Origin of the sequence: Mesorhizobium sp., assembly GCF_017306585.1 — a bacterium.
In the GTDB taxonomy this organism is placed as follows: Bacteria; Pseudomonadota; Alphaproteobacteria; order Rhizobiales; family Rhizobiaceae; genus Mesorhizobium.
The window spans coordinates 1-20,270 of the sequence record NZ_JAFKIC010000229.1; the positions used below are offsets into that span (position 1 = coordinate 1).

Genomic DNA, 20,270 nt, shown 5'->3' on the forward strand with positions numbered 1-20,270 from the left:
TGGGCAATCTTCGGCGGGCTGCTCATGCTGATGTCGATCTATTTCGTAGGCGCTGAAGAGGGTGCGACATCCCTTATTTCCAGCAACTACGTGCACGAATTCGTGCATGACGGCAGACACATGCTTGGTTTCCCTTGCCACTGAGGAGGCGCGGTCATCGGAATGGGATTGCGAGATGGATGAGACTCCGCGGCAGATCCGCGGTAAAGAATCCGTCTCGCTCCCCGCCCAAAATCTGTTCTCCGGCATTAAATTGGGCCTCTTATATTCAAGATCCTGCGCCAAAGGGCAGAGCGATGTCCCCACTGACGTGACGTCGTTAAGGGCCCCTCATCCGATGGAAATTTCTCACTATAGCACTTGGGCTGCAATGGTTGTTGCTCATTTTCTAGGCGTGATTTAAGGCAGCAAGAAATGTCAACAAATGCAGGGCTGGATTTACTTCGTGGGCGCCCCCTTCCGGCAATCGGAACCACCGAAGCTAAGTTACAGCAGAGAAAGCTCGATGCGTTGAAACGGGGAATACATCGTATCCCTGTCGGCTCCGAGCATCCGTTTGGGGTTCATCTGATCGGAGTGGGAAAGGTCGGAGCAAGCGTGATTGAATCTTTCTTGCGCGCTGCGCCATCCGACTTGCTTGATCCGCCAGGTTCTCGTCTTACGGCATTAGCCGTTGATATAGGCGACCAGGATTTGGAAGGCGTGCGTTCCAATTCTGCACAATTTCCGATCGACAAATCACATATAGAAACGTTGTCGCTGGATATGCCGACGATGGACGAAATTCAAGCGTCTATCACGCAATATATCGATTTCTTGAAGCTCGAGTACCCGCTGTACCACCCCAATCCGGATTCGATCGCTTGGCTGCCACCTGAAACGCCTATGCGCGATTCTGACGGATCTGTGACCCGTGCGGTAGCGAAGGCAATCTATGGCCGCGCCTATTACGACGGTAACAGACCCATGCTCAAGGCGCTTAAACGCTTTGCTGCGAGCGTCGAGGCGACGGGCGGAGATTCGATCGTATGCATAGTCTTTGGACTAGGATGCGGGACCGGCAGTGGCATTGCCATGGATCTCGCGCGCCATCTCTCGTCCGGACTCTTTGGGCGACGCGTCCTCGTCACGGGCGTGGGAATTGCACCGCATGAGAAAGATATTCCTGTCGACAGTAGCGCGCGTCTCCATACGGTGTTCTCCGAGCTGGATGTGCTGTGCGATGAGACGAAGAACAAGGGTGTTACGCAGTCTTGCGGAGACCTTTTCAAGAACCCGTTCACGGCGGGTTTCATTGTAGTGCCCCAACCTATTGGCCTTGAGGCCGGTCAGGCCAGCCAGATCATCGACCAAAGGTTGGCGTCGCTCTTCCTGGAGCGCCGTGGCGCGAACCTGTGGGAGGCGCTGCGACTGTTGAATTGGGTGGCCGCACCGAACACCCAGCATTCGGCAGCGCGGACACCATGGGGTTCTCGTTGGGTGCATGTGTTCGGATTCGGAGCTGACAACGCAGGCGTTCTCAATCACGACTTGCGAGCAGAGCTGGGTCTTTCGGCAGATTACCAGCCCGAGTTCCTGGAGCTTAGAACGTCAGACACGATCGACGATGCTTCGGCGGAGGCATGGGCGAATGCACTGAATTCCGCATTCTCGCCAGAGGTGCCAACACATCGCGTCACCGGCGGGCCTACAGGAGTAGTGCAGTATCTGCTGCCGCGAATTGCGCTGAGAGATTTGTCAGCCTTCCACGGCGCGCAGGCCGCATATGACGCGCAATCGGCAGCACGGCGCCACACTCTTCACGCGCTGCTTCTCGAGCAGGGCCTGCTTCTGTGTGAGCCCTCCACCCTGATCGAAGGGATGGCTGGCGCGAGTCTTGGCGGGGGCAACCAGTGGATTGCGGTCCCCCTACACCAACTTCGCGCCGAAGATACGTGAGGACAGGTCAAATGCCACTAGACTGGAACGCGGTCGTAGCAAAGTACGGTGAAGGATATCAGGTGCCCACCATCCGAGGCGGGAAATTCGTAAATGTTGTCCGTGTCGACGAGGAAGCGATCTACATAGAGAGTCCCATTTGGAGTGCGCGACTACACCGCAAGAACCTTGAAGCTGCGGTCGATTTGATTGAGACGGGAGTGATCTCGACAGATCCGGGGCTCTTCGTAGAAGATTACATTCTTTACGTTGCACACGAACGTGCAAGTTCAGTCGCGCACATTTTCCGCGACCTCGGCATTCTGGATCAAACGGAGACTTTCAACATCCGTTGTTAACGGTGGCACTGAGTATGTCGAAAACTTGCGGCCCGGGGCAGTCGACGCCACCCGGCTTCCCAAGCCGCGCCAAAACACGATCGGTTTTTGCAGACCAACCAGAGGAGCGACTTCAATGGCATCATCCATATACAATAGCGCAACGGGGACGCAATCGCCGCATTGCATTCATGCGATCGGAATTGGTCGCACCGGAGCCGCCTATATCGAGGCCTTCCTGCGCACCGGCGAGATCGAAGACCTGTTGGCGGAGGATCCCCGCGCGACGTGCGCTGTGATGGTCGTCGACATCGGCGACCAGGACATGGCAGTGGCAATCGACTACGCCAATTCTTTCAAGCAGCGTCTTCAGCAGCGCGGTGTTTCGCCGGATCGGTTCAACTTCCAGGCAGTCGCGCTGCCAGTGCCGGACAAGGAGGAGTTCTTCGAAGGTCTCAACAGAACACGTGAGTTCCTCAAGCTCGAATATCCGCGCTACTACTGGAATCCGAATTTCGAGTCCTACGTCTCGCACAAGTACAAATTGCCGGAGGCGGGCAGCCACTTCCCGCGCCTCGTGGCGAAGGGCATCTACGCAAACGCCTACTACGCAGGCGACAGGCCAATGGACGTCGCGCTGCGCAGCTTTGTGAACACCGTGGAAGAGGCGACATTGCCTTCAATGGTGCTGGTCGCCTTCAGCATCGCCGGCGGTACCGGCAGCGGTATGGTCGTGGATTTGGCAAGGCATCTCTCGAACTTGAAGTTCGGTCGCCGGATTCCTGTCATCGGTGTCGGACAGCTCTCGCACGTCGGCGACGGGGACGAAGTCCACAACAACGCTGGCCAGTACACAGCGCTGAATGAGTTGGACTGCATGCTCGATGATGACAAGAACAACGGGGTGACAGCCGTTTGGGGCGAGCTCTATCGCAGTCCCTTCACTGGCGGCTTCTTCGTTGTAAACCCGGAGCATAGCTGGCATCGCCTCACCGCATATACGACAACGGGTGAGAAGGAAGTGCGCCAAGGCTTCAAACAGATGGTGACGAACCGGTTTGTCGCTGACTCCTTCATGCGTTTCGCGGTTTTGGACTACGGACGCGTGCTGTTCCGCGCGCTCCGCCCGGCTGGCTTCACCGGCGCTCCGCACGAGACCTTGTCGTCCAAGTCGCGCAACTGGACTCTGTTTGATGTCGCCAAGCTCACACACCCTGGCGTGCAGGTACTTCCGGGCGAGTCGGGATCGCGCTGGCAGTCGGTGATCGCTCAATGGATCGACTTCATCCCGAAGTACAGCGGCCTGAGGGATGGCTTCAAGACCGACTACGCGGAAGTGCATGTCCATGCGTCGCGAGACATGGGCTTCGACAATATCCAGAAGGCAGTCAAGGAGCTGGTTTCAAAGGATTACCTGCTCGAAGGCGACTCGACCTATCAATCGTACAGCCATGAGTTCTTTGACGCGCTGACGTCGTACGCGAACATCATTCTGCCTGGCGTCGCCAAGACAGATCTGCACGCGTTCTGGGAAAGCCAGAAGAACTACGACAAGCTGGATTGGGAGAGCAAGCTGCACGAGCATTCGTGGCTGGTCGATATCGGTCCAATGCTGTCGGAACCGGCTATCCGTTTCGAAGGCATGGCCGGAGAGTGCATCTGGGGTTGTGCCTGCTGGATCGTGGTGCCCTACGATCAGGTTCGGGGCGACAAGCTGCCTCCGCCAAACCGCAAGGTCATTCTTGAAGATGGAATAGCGGCCATGACCAAGACGCTGGTGCACACCCCTGGTGGCCAGCCCAAGAAGCAGCAAGTCAAAGAGCACGCGTAAGCTAGAAAGCACGCGTAATCTATAACTTGTGAGAGAAAAGGCCGGAGCTGCTTGATGGCAGCTCCGGCCGAAGACGGAGAATAGTGACCTCATGGATGATTTCATCAGCCCCTTGCTCATTGAGCAGGAGCCGTACTACCGAAGCGTGGGCAAGGAGGTCGCACTGTTCAGCGCCGCCATGGCGCGCGGATTGCCGATGATCCTAAAGGGTCCAACAGGCTGCGGCAAGACTCGGTTCGTCGAGCACATGGCTTGGCGTCTCAAGCTTCCCCTAATAACGATGGCGTGCAACGAGGATATGACGGCATCTGACCTGGTTGGTCGCTGGCTCCTTGATGCGCAGGGAACGGTCTGGCATGACGGCCCGCTGACGACAGCAGTGCGCTACGGGGCAATGTGCTATCTCGACGAGGTCGTTGAGGCAAGGCAGGATACGACAGTCGTCATTCATCCCCTGACAGATGAGCGGCGAATCCTTCCCCTTGATAAGCGTGGCGAGGTCGTCAAAGCGCATCCGAATTTTAGGCTCGTGGTGTCATACAACCCCGGCTACCAGAGCATCGCCAAAGACATGAAACCCTCAACGCGTCAACGTTTCGGCGCGATCGACTTCGACTTCCCGCCGCCTGCGGTCGAGAGCGAGGTTGTCGCCCACGAGAGCAGGATCGAGAACGACCTTGCCCAGCGGCTGGTGGCAGTAGCTATCCAATCGCGCGCACTGCGCGGCAGAGGTCTCGACGAAGGCATAAGCACACGCATGCTGGTGCATGCAGGCGCCCTGATAAACGAAGGCATCTCACCGCACGACGCCTGTGCGCTCGCAATGACTGCCCCACTGACCGATGACGGCGACCTTCAAGCCGCTTTGGCCGGATTCGTGGAGGCGCAATTCGGACCGCGCTCATGAACCCGAGAGCCCAAATCCTTCAAGGTCCCACCTCGCTACGGCGAATGGCAGCGCTGCGCGAGATAGATGTCGCCGCTCATGATGCACTCGTCGAAGCATTGCCGTGGCTGTGCGATCATCTGAAAGAGGAGCCTGAATTCGTTGCTTTGGCGGATCTGGTCGCTCAAGTCGCGACCGAGACTCCAGAGGCGGCGCGCGTGTTTGCCAATCGTCTTGGTGCCCAGCCAGGGTTAGCTGCCGATGCCGTCGGGTTACGCAGGTGGGCGCTGCACGGTCTGCAAAGGCACAGAAACGATGCGAAACGTAGAATTCATCATTTTGAGTGGGGAGATCCGGTCGTTTTCTCGGATGAGCAGACAATAAGCGATACGGAACACCTGTTGGATCAACGCAGCTCTCTGCTGCATTATTTGGCAGGATATGGTTTCGACGATTTTACAATCGATCTTCACGAACCGTCGGCCGCCCATGTGCCCGATCCCGCGCCGACGGTTGCAGAGGCGCTGATCCGCCTTCCCCGTCGCGTTGACGGCATCGAACCGAGAACCCGTGAGCTCCTGTTCCGGGCCATGATCGCCCATGCCGCGGCGCATCTGAGGCACTCGCCGCTGAAACGGGACGCCGGCAATCGCCGGCCGACGCTGCTAGCGATAACTGCCCTCATAGAGGATGCTCGCGTCGAGCGTCTCATGGTGAAGGAACACCCCGGTCTCCACGCTCTGTGGGGGCGTTTTCACACCGCCTCGCAACAGGTGTCAGGCTTCGACCTGGCGGGCCTCACAGCGCGACTAGCTCGCGCGCTCCATGATCCGACATACTCTGACCCCAACAGTTGGGTGCGCAAGGGCAGAGACCTTTTTGAGGAGGTTGCTGCCCGCGATCTCGGCGACGTGGCGGCGTTCGATAGAGTGGCTCGTCAACTGTCCATCGACATGGGCAAGATGCGTTTTCCATTGCCGCGCCACTATCGGCCCCGTCCAATCTATCGGGACGACAATGCCATCCTTTGGAACGAGAATGCGACCTTGCCAGAGGACGAAAGCGTCCAGGCCGAAGTCACGTTCGAATTCGGGCCTCGCGATGACAAGCAGCAACCAATCGACCTCACAGATATCGATATACGCCGGCGCTTCAATTACCCTGAATGGGATTACAAGCTCGAGGCTGTGCGGGAAGGCTGGGCAACCGTACTCGAGGGCATCAGGGAACCAGGCAGAAAAGGAAAATTGAAGCGAGCGATGCGTTCGGGACAGGTTCCCGTTCTCGGCATGGAACGCACGCCCGATCGATCCATTCGCCTGACAAGATTGTCGGAGGGCGATGAACTCGACCTCAATTCACTCATCGACAACACTGTGCAGCATCGCGCCCGCATCGCGCCTGATGGCCGGATTTTCTTACGTCATGGGCGGCGGCGGCGATCGACCGCTATTATCCTTCTAATGGACCTGTCTATGTCCACTGACCGGTTTGTGCCGGGCAGCTTCACAAAAGTCATCGAGTTGGAAAAGCAGGCTGCGACGGTTGTCGCAGAAGCGCTGGATCCGGAACGAGACAGGATCGCAGTGCACGGATTTGCCTCAAACGGTAGACACGAGGTGAATTACCAGCGGGTCAAGGATTTCGATGAACCGTTTGACGCCCCCCAGCGGGCTCGACTTTCGGGTCTGACCAGCCGACTGTCCACACGCATGGGGGCTGCGCTGCGTCACGCCACCGCCTCGCTGGCCGACCAGGTAGCCGATCACAAGGTGATCCTGGTTCTCACCGATGGTGAACCGTCGGACGTCGACGTCATAGAGGACGACTACCTCGTCGAGGACGCGAGGGAGGCCGTGGTCAGCGCAGCAGCGCAGCATGTGCGCACCTTTTGCCTGACGCTCGACCGGCGCGCTGACCACTATGTCCGCCGTATTTTCGGGGCACGAAACTATCTGATCACCGAACAGGCTTCAACTTTCGCCAACAATACCAGCAAGACCTTGGTCAGGTTGCTGGCGCCGTGACTGATCGACGAGGATGTTTACTAACTACAATCTAGGAGGAGAAAGACAATGACCAAGATGGAAGATGCATCCAAGAGCAGACCCCACTGTGTTCACGTAATTGGCGTCGGTCGCACCGGCGCCGTATATGTGGAAGCACTTCTTAGAACGGGGGAGATCGAGGACAACCTCACTCGTGACGAAACAACCTTCGCGTCGCTTCTCGTCGACATCGGCGCCGATGACATCCAGATCGCTAACGACTACGCACGATCGTTCAAATCACGCCTCGCATCCCGCCAGGTTTCCGCAGACAAATACCATCACGAATCCGTTGTTCTCTCGGTGCCGGATGCTGCATCGTTCTCCGAACAGCTGGAGACGGTTCGTCCGATATGCAAGGCGGCCGGTGGAGACGAGCTGCTGTCCAAGCAGGCGAAAACCACCCAGATGCCCAAACAAGGCCAGCACACGCCTCGCGCCATCGCCAGGGCTGTGGCGGCGTTCGGTTGCTACCTAGACGACAAACCGCTTTCCAGCGCATTGCAGCGTTTTGCCGATCAGGTTAAGCGAGCGAGCCACAAGTCCACGATTTTTGTGGCCTTCAGCCTGGCGGGCGGCACCGGCAGCGGGATAGCATTCGAAATTGCCCGCGAGTTGGGAAAATTGGGTCTCGGCAACACCGTCCAGATTGTAGGCGTTGGGCAGTTGAGCCACAGCGGTGACGGTGAGTACGAAAACAGCGTCGCGCAGACAATGACGATCGATGAAATTGACCGGGCAATCCATGGTGCCAAAGGCAAAAATCCCTTCCCCGGGGGCTGCTTCATCGTATCCGCCGAGCACAGTTGGCAGCGCCTTACCGCATACACTTCAACCGGTATCAAGGCAGTCCGCCAACACTTCAAACAGTTGGTGACAAATCGATTTGTCGGCGATTCCTTCATGCGCTGGGCGATGTCGGATGGTTCGGCACACCTGGCACGGCTACTCAATGAGTTTGGTGGCAAGTGCATAATGTTCAACGTGGCCAAATTCAGTCACCCTGGCGTCCAGGTCCTTCCAGGCCAACCTCGTTCGACTTGGGACGCTGTGCTGCAGCAGTGGATCAGCTTCGTTCCAAACTACTCCGGTCTGCGTGACGATTTCAAAGCGGACTACATTGAGGCTCATATCTTTGCTGCTCGCGATATGCGCGGCGATATGATGGCCAATGAACTAAAGAAGCTGCTGGTCTCAAAATACATGAAGAAAAAAGGGGAAAACTACCACGAGTACAGCGGGGAGTTTTTCGACGAACTCACGGCCTATGCCAACATCATCGTTCCTGGTGTGGGAAAGGACGATTTAACCGGATACCAGAAAGATAAAGCAAAGTCGGGCAGGGCGGGCGCCGAGGCAACGACACTCGAGAGGGTTTGAATGCCGTGATTGCGGCCTCGCGATGGGCAGGGCGGGGGCTATCGGAAAGGTGATAGCCCCCGGCTCCAGGCGGTGGTATGGAAATGAAATTGGTGCGAATTGGTAGTGGGCCAAGGTTTGGCCCACTACCCTGGTTAAGCCGTCGGGTACGCCGGAGCCAGATCTTGTCGTAAGCATGGCTCTGAAAAGTACGTGCGACCAGGAGGACAGCATGGTCCGAATTCTTGGTAGCGAGTGTGGAATTGGGAACCGCGCAACGCCTGATCTGAGCGACGATCGAGAGTTGTCCGGCTCAGAAGGCATCTCTCTTTGAGTAGCATTTTAACCGCCATTAGCATATGATGACGGCGAAATCGCGAGGGCGGCAAAACATCGGCCGCGGGCTCTGCTGCGTCCGTTTCCACTGTGGCAAGGCAGGAAGCTTTTTCGGACTTTTGGAAAACCAAGACTTCATCCCGGTTGCAAGGATTTGCCATGCAAGGAAACGCGGCGAGAATTCCAGTCAACGACCGGCAGACCTCCGAACCCTGGCGCGTCGGAATACTCTTTTCACGGACCGGCTTCATGTCGGTCATCGAAGAGACGCAACTGCGCGGAACCCTGATCGCGATCGATGAGATCAACGACGACGGCGGTATCAACGGGCGGCCGGTCGAGACTGTTATATACGACCCTGGCTCTGACGTACGCTCTTATGGGCAATACGCAAAAAGGCTCATGGTCGAGGATGGGGTCAGCACGATCTTCGGCTGTTATACGTCATCTAGCCGAAAGGCAGTGCTGCCCGTGGTCGAACGGCTGGACGGTCTGCTGTGGTACCCGACGCTCTATGAGGGGTTCGAGTTCTCACCGAATGTCATCTATAGCGGCGCCACTCCGAACCAGAATTCGGTCCAGCTCTGCAAGATGCTCATGGAGCGCTTCGGTAGCCGTTTCTATTTTGTGGGATCCGAATACATCTATCCGCGGGAATCCAACCGGGTGATGCGCGAACTGGTGCGTAGCAGCGGCGGGACCGTCGTAGGCGAGCGCTATCTGAGATTGGAAGCGGATCGCAGCGAATTCACGCCGATTATACGCGACATTAAAAGAGTTCAGCCTGACGTGATCTTCTCAACAGTCGTTGGGGAATCGACCACGTTCCTCTATCAAGCCTATCACGATCTTGGCCTCAATCCGAAATCTGTTCCGATCGCCAGTCTCACGACGACTGAAGCAGAGATCCGAGCCATGGGCTTTGATGTCGGGGAGGGACACTACACGGCCGCTTCTTACTTTCAGAACGTGGAGACCGAGAAGAACGGCAATTTCGTTGACCGCTACCATCAACGATACGGAGACGACGAGCCTACAAACATGTGCCTTGAAGCGTCCTATTTTCAAGTCAAGCTTTTCGCCCGAACGCTGGAGGAAACCAACTCACTTGAGACGAAGCTACTTCGCAATTCAGTCATGGGTGCCGAATTTGACGCTCCTCAAGGCTGCGTCTCGATCAACCCGTTGTGGGGTCACGCCGATGTGTGGACTCGCATAGGAAAGGCAAATCGACAAGGTCAGTTTGATATTGTGTTCCAGTCACCTGCAGCCGTGAAGGCTGACCCGTATCTTGTCGGCTATGGTCGATGCATGGAGAATTTTTAAACGCCTGCCGTGAACCCACTTTCGTGTTGAGCGATAGGAGCAGTTTCATCAAATGTCGAGAATAGATCATGGATAATCGCGGAACGGAAGGGCACCGAGCGGGGCACAGTGCTGGCATGGGGGAACATAAGGGTCATGTCAGCCCCATGACTGATCTCAACATTGCCGTCATAGTCGAGCGCGATGAAAATGGCGAAAGCCTGATCCGAGAACTTCAGCGACAGAGGGCCGGCGTGCGGCATATATGGCCCTTACCGGCACAACTACCGCTTCAATATGATGCCATTTTCTGCGTGCTTTCCAGTGACTTGCCTCAACGTATACCGTGGGTGCCCGGCGAGCCGTCCTCTGCCCTGGTTCTCGTAGACGATGGCAAAGGCCCGCTCAATTTGGATTTGATCCACAATTGCGCTGGTCATGGCATGCTGCATTATCCCGCGACCTCCCGAATGGTGCAATCCGTGCTCATGCTTGCGCGCGAAGGATTTCAGTACGAGCGGCGCCTCCGAGGTCGCATTGAAAAACTGGACGAAAGCCTTCGCACGATGCGTCTAGTCGAACGTGCGAAAGCACTTTTGGTAAGACTGAAGAATATCAGCGAGGAAGAGGCGTACAGCTTTCTGCGCAGGCAGGCGATGGAGAAGCGCGTGACAATCGGCGCTGTAGCCGCAACGGTGATCGATTCATACGACCTTCTTAGCTGACGGATCTGGTTCGAACCGTTCGTCCGCCTCGCCCTTGACGCGATGCAATGGCGCATCTCGATCGACGAAGTCGCTAACGCCGTTGTTGACTCCGACGATCTTCTCAGCTAGCTTTTTTTAAATTCGGCGGCAACGGTGCCGCAGTCGAAATATAGGTAATGGAACCTCACGTCATTCGCGCAAGCGGAGCGTGGGGTTTTTTGTTGCGAACGATGGTGTTCGCAGGCGGCTGGTAATCGCGTACATCAAAGGCATCAAAGCCTCGAAAACGATCTGCTTCGCGCAGCTCGCTTTCGAGGCTTTTTCGTTTCAAGGGAAGAAAAAGGTGAACAAAGACCCTACAGCCGCCCTCGGTATAATGTCGCTCGTCGACGCGATGACAACTCGTCCGGCGGCCAGCAGCAACAACTCGCCATCGCCCGCGCAGCGCGATCCGAGCCAAAAATGATGCTGCTCGACGAGCCCCCCGGGGCCATCCAACCCAATGTCGTGGAGCAGATCGCGGACGTGCTGATCGACCTCACTCACAATCGCAGACTGATGACTGAGTTGGTCGAGACGAACATTGCCTTCGCGCGCCGCGCCTCGCGACACTTCGCCATCCTCAGTGTTGCTGTCAGCGCCCCGATAGGCCGGTTCAGCGACGAGACGATCCACCAACATCCGGTTGTCTAGACGGACACCGGAAAAACCCAGGGAAGGACTATGAAATGTATCACGGCGATATTTCGAGCAGTAACGACACCGTTGGAGTGGCTGTCGTCAATTACAAGATGCCACGTCTGCATTCGCGCGAGGAAGTGCTCGCCAACGCCCGCAACATCGCCAAGATGGTCGAAGGCATGAAGACTGGCCTGCCTGGCATGGATCTTGTCATCTTCCCTGAATACTCCACCCACGGCATCATGTACGACCAGAAGGAGATGTACGAGACAGCCTCGTCCATCCCCGGTGAAGAGACCCGGATATTCGCCGAGGCCTGCAAGAAAGCCCGCGTCTGGGGCGTCTTCTCGATCACCGGCGAGCGTCATGAAGAGCATCCCAACAAGGCGCCCTACAACACGCTGATCCTGATGAACGACAAAGGCGAGATCGTGCAGAAATACCGCAAGATCATGCCCTGGGTGCCGATCGAGGGCTGGTATCCCGGCGACTGCACCTATGTCTCAGACGGCCCCAAGGGCATGAAGATCAGCCTGATCATTTGCGACGATGGCAACTATCCCGAGATATGGCGCGACTGCGCCATGCGCGGGGCGGAGCTGATCGTTCGCTGCCAGGGCTACATGTATCCCGCCAAGGAACAGCAGATCCAGATTTCGAAGTCGATGGCCTGGGCCAACAACGTCTATGTCGCCGTCGCCAATGCGGCCGGCTTCGACGGCGTCTATTCCTATTTCGGCCACTCGGCGATCATCGGTTTCGACGGGCGCACGCTGGGCGAATGCGGCACCGAGGAGATGGGCATCCAGTATGCGCAGCTGTCGACCTCGCTGCTGCGCGATGCGCGCAAGAACATGCAGTCGCAGAACCACATCTTCAAGCTGCTGCATCGTGGCTATACCGGCCTGATAAATTCCGGCGACGACACGCGCGGACATGCCGTTTGCCCGTTCAATTTCTACAGGCAGTGGATCACCGATCCGGAAGGCACGCGCGAGAAGGTAGAGGCGATAACCCGACAGACTGTCGGCACGCCCGAAAGCCCGATCGAGGGCATTCCCAACAAGGTGGCAGCCCATCGCTAGAGCGATGGCTCCTCCCAAGCGCCGCGGCCTGCGAGGGGCTGCGGCGCGCCATTTTTTGAAGCCGTATGATGTCGCATCTGGAGATTGAAATGGACCATGGGACTGGCCCTGCGGCGGTGCGTGAGGCCAAGGACGATGCACTGAACGACTTTCGCATCGCCGCCGAGCCTTATTTCCGACCTGTGGGCAATGAAGTTGCGCTGTTCGAAGCGGCCTTTGCCTCCCGCATGCCTGTGATGCTGAAGGGCCCGACAGGTTGCGGCAAAACACGTTTCGTCGAGCATATGGCGTGGCGGCTCGGGCGGCCGCTCATCACCGTTTCATGCCATGAGGACATGACCGCGTCCGATCTCGTGGGGCGTTATCTTCTCGACGCGGACGGCACGGTCTGGCACGACGGGCCGCTGACTCTGGCCGTGCGGGCAGGCGCCATCTGCTATCTCGATGAGATCGTCGAGGCACGCCAGGACACCACGGTCGTCATCCATTCGCTGACCGACGATCGCCGCATCCTGTCGCTGGAAAAGAAAAACGAGGTGCTGAAGGCGCATCCCGACTTCCAGCTCGTCATCTCCTACAATCCCGGCTACCAGAGCGTGCTCAAGGACCTGAAGGAATCGACCAAGCAGCGTTTTGCGGCCATCGCCTTCACCTATCCGGACGAAGCGGTCGAGACCGAGATTGTCGCGACCGAGTCGGGGGTCGACCGCCAGTTGGCCACGACGTTGGTGCGCATTGCGCATCGCGCGCGCAACCTGAAGGGGCATGGACTGGAGGAGGGCGCTTCCACCCGCATGCTGATCAATGCCGGCTTGCTCGTCCGTCATGGCATCTCCGTCGAACAGGCTTGCGAGGTCGCCCTGGTGTTGCCGCTCACCGACGACCCCGACATGCGTGATGCGCTGAAGTCCGCCATCGCGGCTTGCATCTGAAGACCATGACGGAGCGAGCACCGCCGCCGGCCAGGCGTAACGCGACCCATGAGGAGGCGTTGAACCTGCAAGTGCGCGACGCCTTTCCCGGCGATTTCCATCCGGCATGGATTCGCGCATGCCGCCGTCTGTCTGGCGCCGGCTATGGCGAGGCGGTTTCCGGCGCTTACATGCGTTACTCGCCCGAGATATCGAGGCTTGTCTCGCCGCCAGTGGCGATAGACCTGGCCGACCTTGTCTCGAGGCTCACCATTCGATCCGGACGGACTGCGGCTTGCCTGCTGCCCGAGCAGGCAATCGCTGTCATACGGAGTGTGGGAAAAGACCAGTTCCCCCGCTGGCTGCGCCTCATCGAATATATCAGCACGAGTGCAGCGGAATCGGTGCCGCTGCTGCTTGGCCAGATGCCGTGGCTTTTGGGTCAGGCCGGCCTCGACGGACTGGAATCATGGGTGCGCATCGGCATCAGGACAGCCGAAGGCGATCCGCAGAGGCGGCTGCGCTTCTTCAGGCTGGAAGATGCCGCAGCACTTCGATGGCTGCAACGGACCAGCGGGCAGATCGGCTTTGCCGACATGGAGCCACGCCTGAAGCCATTCCTCACCGCGCTGTGGGGCGACACGCCGCCGCTGCGCGAGACGCCGGCCAACGCCCCCGAGCAGGCGCGACGCCGGGCCGGCTTCGATGGCAATGTGGTGCGCTTGCCCTCATCCTTCCCCGGCTTCCAGCCCGCTGACAGCGAACGCCTCTACCGTGCGGCGGTCGCCCATCTGGCCGCGCATCTGCGCTTCACGCGAGAGCGCTTTCCTGTCGGCGGTCTCAAGCCGGCGCAGATCGCGCTGGTCTCACTGATCGAGGATGCTCGCGTCGAGCAGTTGGCCTTGCAAGAATTGCCTGGACTGGCGCGGTTGTTCCTGCCGTTTCACACCGTGACCACGGCCGCCACCGCCCCGGCGCTGTTCGCGCGGCTTGCCCGCGCGCTTGCCGATCCCGCCTTCGAAGACTCCGACTCCTGGGTCGCCAAAGGCCGTGACGCTTTTTTCGCTTCCAGAGACGATTGGCACGATCAGCAACTCAGCCGCCGGATAGGGAATCTCCTCGGCAACGATCTCGGCCAGATGCGGGTTCAGTTCGATGCCAAGAACTATGTTGTGCAGCCGCCCTACCGCGACGACAATCTCGGTCTATGGGATTTTGGCGACGACGATCTACAGACTGAGGATGCCGAGCAGGTTCTTTCCGCGGCCCGCATCCGACAGGAGGAGAACCAAGAGCAACTCGACCGGATCGAGCCCGATAACAAGCCTGATGGTGATGCCGGCAAGGTGCACGTCAGCGAACAGTCATCTGACGGTATCATGGTGGCGCGCTACCCGGAGTTCGACTACGTCACGGGCCGAGAACAGCCTGGCTGGGCCTCAGTCAAGGAATACGAAGCCATACTAGGCACCGCCGACAGGATTACCCGCCTGCGTGAACAGCGCGCAGACCTCGCGAGCAGGATGACGGCGCTCATTCGCGCAGCGCGCGTCAGTCGGGCCGAGCGTCTTCGGCGACAGCCGGAAGGCGAGTTTCTCGACATCGACGCCTGCATCGATGCAACCATCGCCCGACGCCTCGGCGAGACGCCCAGTCCGCGCATCCACGGTCGCTACGAGCGGCGAGGCCGCGACCTGTCAGTGCTGCTGCTGCTCGACGCCTCGCAATCGACGAGCGATCGGGTTCGAGACACTGGCCAGACAGTGCTTGACGTCGAACGGCAGGCGGCAACTCTCCTGTCGCAGGCCATGTCTGGCCTCAGCGACCCGTTTGCGCTGGCCGCCTTCTGTTCGGATCGCCGCGAAGATGTGCGCTATACGCGTATCAAGGATTTCGGTCAGCCCTATGACAGCGTGGCGGAAGCGCGCCTGGCCGGCCTGCAAAGTAACTTCTCGACCCGCCTCGGCGCGGCCATTCGCCATGCAGGTGTTGACCTTGCCGGTCAGCGCAGTTATCGCCGTTTGCTTCTGGTTGTTACCGATGGCGAGCCGTCGGACATAGACGTCGAGGATCGCCGCTATCTGGTCGAGGATGCGCGCAAGGCAGTGCAGAGCTTGAGCAGGCTCGGCATCGACACGTTCTGCGTCGGCCTTGATTCAAACGCCGATTCCTATCTCGGCCGCATCTTCGGCCAAAAGAACGCCCTCACAATCGCAACTGTCGAGCGGCTGACCGATCTTTTGCCGAAGCTTTATCTCTTGCTCGGTCACTAGCCATCACAGATCTTGATCGTTTTGCGATACGAGTAGGAGGAAATATTGTCCGAAGTTCATGTCCATCGCGTCCAGCCGGCGTGGAAGAAGAACGCGCTGATCGACAACGACACTTACCTGAAATGGTATGCCGACAGCGTGAAAAATCCGGACAAGTTCTGGGGCAAGCACGGCAAGCGCATCGACTGGTTCAAGCCGTTCAGCAAGGTCAAGAACACCTCGTTCGACGGCAAGGTCTCGATCAAATGGTTCGAGGACGGCGAGACCAACGTCTCCTACAATTGCATCGACCGTCACCTGAAGAAGCGCGGCAACCAGACCGCCATCATCTGGGAAGGCGACAACCCCTACGACGACAAGAAGATCACCTACAACGAGCTTTACGAGCATGTGTGCCGGCTCGCCAATGTGATGAAGAAGCACGGCGTCAAGAAGGGCGACCGCGTCACCATCTACATGCCGATGATCCCGGAAGCCGCCTATGCGATGCTCGCCTGCACGCGTATCGGCGCCATCCATTCGATCGTCTTCGGCGGCTTTTCGCCGGACGCATTGGCCGGCCGCATCGTCGACTGCGAATCGACCTTCGTCATCACCGCCGATGAAGGCTTGCGCGGCGGCAAGGCCATTCCGCTGAAGGAGAACACCGACAAGGCGATCGACATCGCCGCGAAGAACTTCGTCATGGTGAAGAACGTCCTGGTCGTGCGCCGCACCGGCGGCAAGGTCGGCTGGGCACCAGGGCGCGACGTCTGGTACCACGACGAGGTCGCGACGGTGAAGGCGGAGTGCAAGCCGGAGAAGATGAAGGCGGAAGACCCGCTGTTCATCCTTTACACCTCCGGTTCGACCGGCAAGCCGAAGGGCGTGCTGCACACCACAGCCGGCTACCTCGTCTACGCGTCGATGACGCACCAGTATGTCTTCGACTACCATGACGGCGACATCTACTGGTGCACCGCCGATGTCGGCTGGGTCACCGGCCACAGCTACATCGTCTACGGTCCGCTCGCCAACGGCGCCACCACGCTGATGTTCGAAGGCGTGCCGAACTATCCGTCGCAGGCCCGCTTCTGGGAAGTCATCGACAAGCACAAGGTCAACATCTTCTACACCGCGCCGACGGCGTTGCGCGCGCTGATGGGCGCAGGCGACAGCCATGTCACCAAGACCTCGCGCAAGTCGTTGCGCGTGCTGGGTTCGGTCGGCGAGCCGATCAATCCGGAAGCCTGGGAGTGGTATTTCAACGTCGTCGGCAACGGCAAAGTGCCGATCGTCGACACCTGGTGGCAGACCGAGACCGGCGGCATCCTGATCACGCCGCTGCCGGGTGCGACCGACCTCAAGGCAGGCTCGGCGACGCGGCCCTTCTTCGGCGTCCAGCCGCAGCTGGTCGACGGCGAGGGCAACGTGCTGGAGGGGGCGGCCGACGGCAATCTGTGCATCACCGATTCCTGGCCTGGCCAGATGCGAACCGTCTATGGCGACCACGAGCGCTTCATCCAGACCTATTTCTCCACCTACAAGGGCAAGTATTTCACCGGCGACGGCTGCCGCCGCGATGCCGACGGCTATTACTGGATCACCGGCCGCGTTGACGACGTCATCAACGTTTCCGGCCATCGCATGGGCACGGCGGAAGTCGAATCCGCACTGGTCAGCCATGATAAGGTTTCGGAGGCCGCCGTCGTCGGCTATCCCCATGACATCAAGGGCCAGGGCATCTACAGCTACGTCACCTTGATGAAGGGAGAGGAGCCGACCGAGGAACTGCGTAGGGAGCTCATCGCCCATGTCCGCAAGGAGATCGGCGCCATCGCCACGCCCGACAAGATCCAGTTCGCGCCCGGCCTGCCGAAAACGCGCTCCGGCAAGATCATGCGCCGCATCCTGCGCAAGATCGCCGAGGACGATTTTTCCGCGCTCGGCGATACTTCGACGCTGGCCGATCCGGCCGTGGTCGATGACCTGATCGCCAACCGGCAGAACAAGAAGAAGACGTAGGATGTCTTCTTCGAAAGCAAGCGCATGGCCATGAGCATGATTTTGAACATTCACGAGACGTCTGGACCAAGTGTGCCGCGCTTCGAGAATAGTTACGCGACGTTGCCGCAACGATTCTTCGAGCGAACACAGTCGACTCCGGTGTCCTCGCCGAGGCTCATCAGGGTCAATGCCGAGCTTGCCAAAGAGCTCGGCATCGATCCTACCTTTCTGGCGAGCGACGACGGCGTCGCGATGTTGTCCGGCAACCGCTTTCCAGAGACCGCCGACCCTATCGCCCTCGCCTATGCTGGCCATCAGTTCGGCCGTTTTGTGCCGGAGCTTGGCGACGGTCGCGCGCTGCTTGTCGGCGAAGTGATTGACATCAAAGGCCAGCGACGTGACATCTATCTTAAGGGATCGGGGCCGACGCGGTTTTCACGCAATGCGGATGGCCGTGCCGCGCTCGGGCCAGTGCTACGAGAATACATCGTCAGCGAGGCGATGGCGGCACTTGGCGTACCGACGACCCGGGCGCTGGCGGCCGTAACGACCGGCGAGCCGGTTCGCCGCGAGGTGCTGTTACCTGGGGCGGTGCTGGCGCGCGTTGCGGCGAGCCATATCCGAATCGGCACATTTCAGTATTTCACGGCGCGAGGTGACCTGGAGGGGCTCAAGGTTCTGGCCGACCACGCCATCCTGCGTCATTATCCGCTGGTAGCCTGCCGCGATCGACCTTATCTTGCCCTGCTTGAAGCGGTGATCTCGCGGCAGGCGGCACTCATCGCTCGCTGGATGCTGATCGGCTTTGTACACGGCGTGATGAATACCGACAACACGAGCATTTCGGGCGAAACTATTGACTATGGTCCGTGCGCCTTCATGGATGAATATCATCCGGGGGCGGTATTCAGCTCGATTGACCAACATGGCCGTTACGCTTACGCCAACCAAGCGGGCATCGCCGTCTGGAACCTGACGCGATTCGCTGAGGCCCTGTTGCCACTGCTGCATGGCGACCGGGACGAGGCCACAAAGTTGGCGTATCACGCGCTCTCCGGCTTCCAGTTTGGATACGAACCGGTTTATTACGCTGGTCTAAGACGCAAGATCGGGCTAGCGACCAGTGAGGAGGACGACATTGCGCTGCTTGCCGACTTGTTCGGCCTGATGGAGAAGAACCGCACGGATTTTACGCTGACCTTCCGCGGCTTGGCCGACGAGATAGAGGCACCAGCCGGTACGCGTTCGCTGTTTGCCGAGCCTGCCGGTTTCGACGACTGGGCGGCGCGCTGGCGGGAACGGCCGGCCCGCGAGCCGAACGACCCGGTGGCGCGGCGCGGGTTCATGCTGGCGGCGAACCCGAGGTTTATCCCGAGAAATCATCTGGTCGAGGCTGCGATCCGCGCGGCTGTCGACCATTCGAATTTCGGCCCGTTCGAGACGCTCCTCGAGGTCACTGGCAAGCCGTACGAAGAGCAGTTTGGCCGCGAGGAATATGCCCAACCGCCGCGCGACGAGGAGCGCGTCGTGAAGACTTTCTGCGGAACCTAGCTTGGGGCGGGCGTGCGCCATCGCTCACGTGCTACGTGGTTGGTCGTGGCTCGTTCACGCACGCGGCGGAGCGGCTGGGCGTCACCAAGACGGTCGTGAGCCAACAGGTCGCGCGCGGTTCTTGGCTTCTGAAACTTCAGTGGCACCGGCGATGAACATTGAACCGGTGCCGCGCTCGAACGTGGCCATCACGCCGGCACCATAAAACGAAGCGGGTGATAGCCATGCCGCTCAGATGGCAGAGAAAATTGAGCGCCGTCCGTTCCGCCGTGAGGATGGCCCGGGCCGGACCACGCACTGATGCGATGGTCCCTCCTTGCGAAACGTCGCTGCCGTCCGCTCGCTCCACCATCACCTCGACATTCTGGTCGATCAACTTGAAGGCGAGCATCGCGAGGTCGAGCCCTGCGACGGTTCCGGCCTGGCGCGCTAAAAGCACCGTTGTGGCCTCACGGTCCTTCGGCACGATGGCATCGGGGGTCAGATCGCCGGCCCTGCCGAGATCTTCGAGCAGAGCTGCCCGGACCAGAGGTTCGATCACGATTGTGGGAAGCGGAGACAGGTTCATCAGATGACGCCTTCCAGCGCGGGAGAGGATGCAAGTTCCCACACGGCGACGATGGCTGCGTCGAGCGTGATTTCGGAACGGCGGGCGATGGTCGCCTGATAGGGAAAGTCGGTCCAGAAGTGAGCGCCACGGCTTTCGTGGCGCTGCTGAAGGGCGGCAATGGTGATCATGAGCCCAACGGCGGCGGGATCTGTCCGAGCGTTCGAAGAGTCTGGATTCAATCCTTCATCAAGAAAAGGCGCATTTGGGAGGCGTCGTGGAAACGGCGAAAATGAGTACAGATAGGACATACACGCGTCACCGAGCACTCCCGCTGCGTCCTCGTCCTGCTAGTCGAAAGTAAGCGCCTCGCCGATCGCCTACGGATTTGGGCTTGACGTTTTCCGGAATCGCCAGGGCATGAGTTCCTCGATCTGGCTCTGCGGATGGCCGTTGATGATGGCGTCGAGGGTTTCTGCGAGGTAGGCAACGGGATTGACGTCGTTGAG

The 20,270-nt window shown here is 59.1% G+C and carries 17 protein-coding genes and 3 pseudogenes; 17 read left to right on the forward strand and 3 right to left on the reverse strand.

Features of this window, described 5'->3' with window-relative positions:
- The 17 genes and pseudogenes from J0I79_RS27940 to J0I79_RS28020 all read left to right on the forward strand — a co-directional run.
- The coding region (locus J0I79_RS27940; RefSeq protein WP_292855326.1) for a CbtB-domain containing protein at window positions 1-144 on the forward strand (144 nt) is incomplete at its 5' end.
- Window positions 145-414: 270 nt separating this feature from the next.
- A complete protein-coding gene (locus J0I79_RS27945) occupies window positions 415-1,938 on the forward strand; it encodes a tubulin-like doman-containing protein (RefSeq protein ID WP_292866974.1) in 1,524 nt (507 codons plus the stop codon).
- Window positions 1,939-1,949: 11 nt separating this feature from the next.
- Complete coding sequence (locus J0I79_RS27950) at window positions 1,950-2,276, forward strand: hypothetical protein (RefSeq protein ID WP_292866976.1); 327 nt, start codon at window positions 1,950-1,952, stop codon at window positions 2,274-2,276.
- A gap of 115 nt (window positions 2,277-2,391) precedes the next feature.
- Complete coding sequence (locus J0I79_RS27955) at window positions 2,392-4,086, forward strand: tubulin-like doman-containing protein (RefSeq protein ID WP_292866978.1); 1,695 nt, start codon at window positions 2,392-2,394, stop codon at window positions 4,084-4,086.
- 91 nt (window positions 4,087-4,177) lie between these two features.
- A complete protein-coding gene (locus J0I79_RS27960; RefSeq protein ID WP_292866980.1) occupies window positions 4,178-4,993 on the forward strand; it encodes a CbbQ/NirQ/NorQ/GpvN family protein in 816 nt (271 codons plus the stop codon).
- A gap of 44 nt (window positions 4,994-5,037) precedes the next feature.
- Complete coding sequence (locus J0I79_RS27965) at window positions 5,038-6,999, forward strand: nitric oxide reductase activation protein NorD (protein WP_292866982.1); 1,962 nt, start codon at window positions 5,038-5,040, stop codon at window positions 6,997-6,999.
- Between the two features lie 48 nt (window positions 7,000-7,047).
- Window positions 7,048-8,400: a tubulin-like doman-containing protein gene (locus J0I79_RS27970; protein ID WP_292866984.1), complete on the forward strand. Its 1,353-nt coding sequence runs from the start codon at window positions 7,048-7,050 to the stop codon at window positions 8,398-8,400.
- 474 nt (window positions 8,401-8,874) lie between these two features.
- Window positions 8,875-10,041 (forward strand): transporter substrate-binding domain-containing protein, encoded by a 1,167-nt coding sequence (locus J0I79_RS27975; RefSeq protein WP_292866986.1) that lies wholly within the window; start codon window positions 8,875-8,877, stop codon window positions 10,039-10,041.
- Between the two features lie 146 nt (window positions 10,042-10,187).
- Window positions 10,188-10,745, forward strand: coding sequence for an ANTAR domain-containing protein (locus J0I79_RS27980; protein WP_292866988.1), 558 nt, complete (start codon window positions 10,188-10,190; stop codon window positions 10,743-10,745).
- A 273-nt stretch (window positions 10,746-11,018) separates the two neighbouring features.
- A pseudogene (locus tag J0I79_RS27985) lies at window positions 11,019-11,165 on the forward strand (hypothetical protein); the annotation flags it as partial.
- Window positions 11,166-11,189: 24 nt separating this feature from the next.
- The gene (locus J0I79_RS27990; protein WP_292866990.1) at window positions 11,190-11,420 is read left to right on the forward strand and encodes a hypothetical protein; all 231 of its coding nucleotides are present in this window, start codon (window positions 11,190-11,192) and stop codon (window positions 11,418-11,420) included.
- Between the two features lie 35 nt (window positions 11,421-11,455).
- Entirely contained in the window at window positions 11,456-12,493 is a 1,038-nt protein-coding gene (locus J0I79_RS27995; protein WP_292866992.1) for an aliphatic amidase, read from the forward strand.
- 89 nt (window positions 12,494-12,582) lie between these two features.
- Window positions 12,583-13,425, forward strand: coding sequence for a CbbQ/NirQ/NorQ/GpvN family protein (locus tag J0I79_RS28000; protein WP_292866993.1), 843 nt, complete (start codon window positions 12,583-12,585; stop codon window positions 13,423-13,425).
- 212 nt (window positions 13,426-13,637) lie between these two features.
- Complete coding sequence (locus tag J0I79_RS28005) at window positions 13,638-15,677, forward strand: VWA domain-containing protein (protein ID WP_292866995.1); 2,040 nt, start codon at window positions 13,638-13,640, stop codon at window positions 15,675-15,677.
- 45 nt (window positions 15,678-15,722) lie between these two features.
- Entirely contained in the window at window positions 15,723-17,681 is a 1,959-nt protein-coding gene (acs, locus tag J0I79_RS28010; RefSeq protein WP_292866997.1) for an acetate--CoA ligase, read from the forward strand.
- Window positions 17,682-17,711: 30 nt separating this feature from the next.
- The gene (locus J0I79_RS28015) at window positions 17,712-19,214 is read left to right on the forward strand and encodes a protein adenylyltransferase SelO (RefSeq protein ID WP_292867001.1); all 1,503 of its coding nucleotides are present in this window, start codon (window positions 17,712-17,714) and stop codon (window positions 19,212-19,214) included.
- A 35-nt stretch (window positions 19,215-19,249) separates the two neighbouring features.
- A pseudogene (locus tag J0I79_RS28020) lies at window positions 19,250-19,330 on the forward strand (LysR family transcriptional regulator); the annotation flags it as partial.
- Between the two features lie 104 nt (window positions 19,331-19,434).
- Here J0I79_RS28020 and J0I79_RS28025 read toward each other — a convergent pair.
- The 3 genes and pseudogenes from J0I79_RS28025 to J0I79_RS28035 form a co-directional block, all read right to left on the reverse strand.
- Window positions 19,435-19,782, reverse strand: a pseudogene (locus J0I79_RS28025) (nicotinate-nucleotide diphosphorylase (carboxylating)); the annotation flags it as partial.
- Window positions 19,782-20,072, reverse strand: a complete 291-nt coding sequence (locus J0I79_RS28030; protein WP_292866999.1) for a hypothetical protein — start codon at window positions 20,070-20,072, stop codon at window positions 19,782-19,784. The pseudogene J0I79_RS28025 and the gene J0I79_RS28030, both read right to left, overlap by 1 nt.
- A 69-nt stretch (window positions 20,073-20,141) precedes the next feature.
- The coding region (locus tag J0I79_RS28035) for a transposase domain-containing protein (RefSeq protein ID WP_292867003.1) at window positions 20,142-20,270 on the reverse strand (129 nt) is incomplete at its 5' end.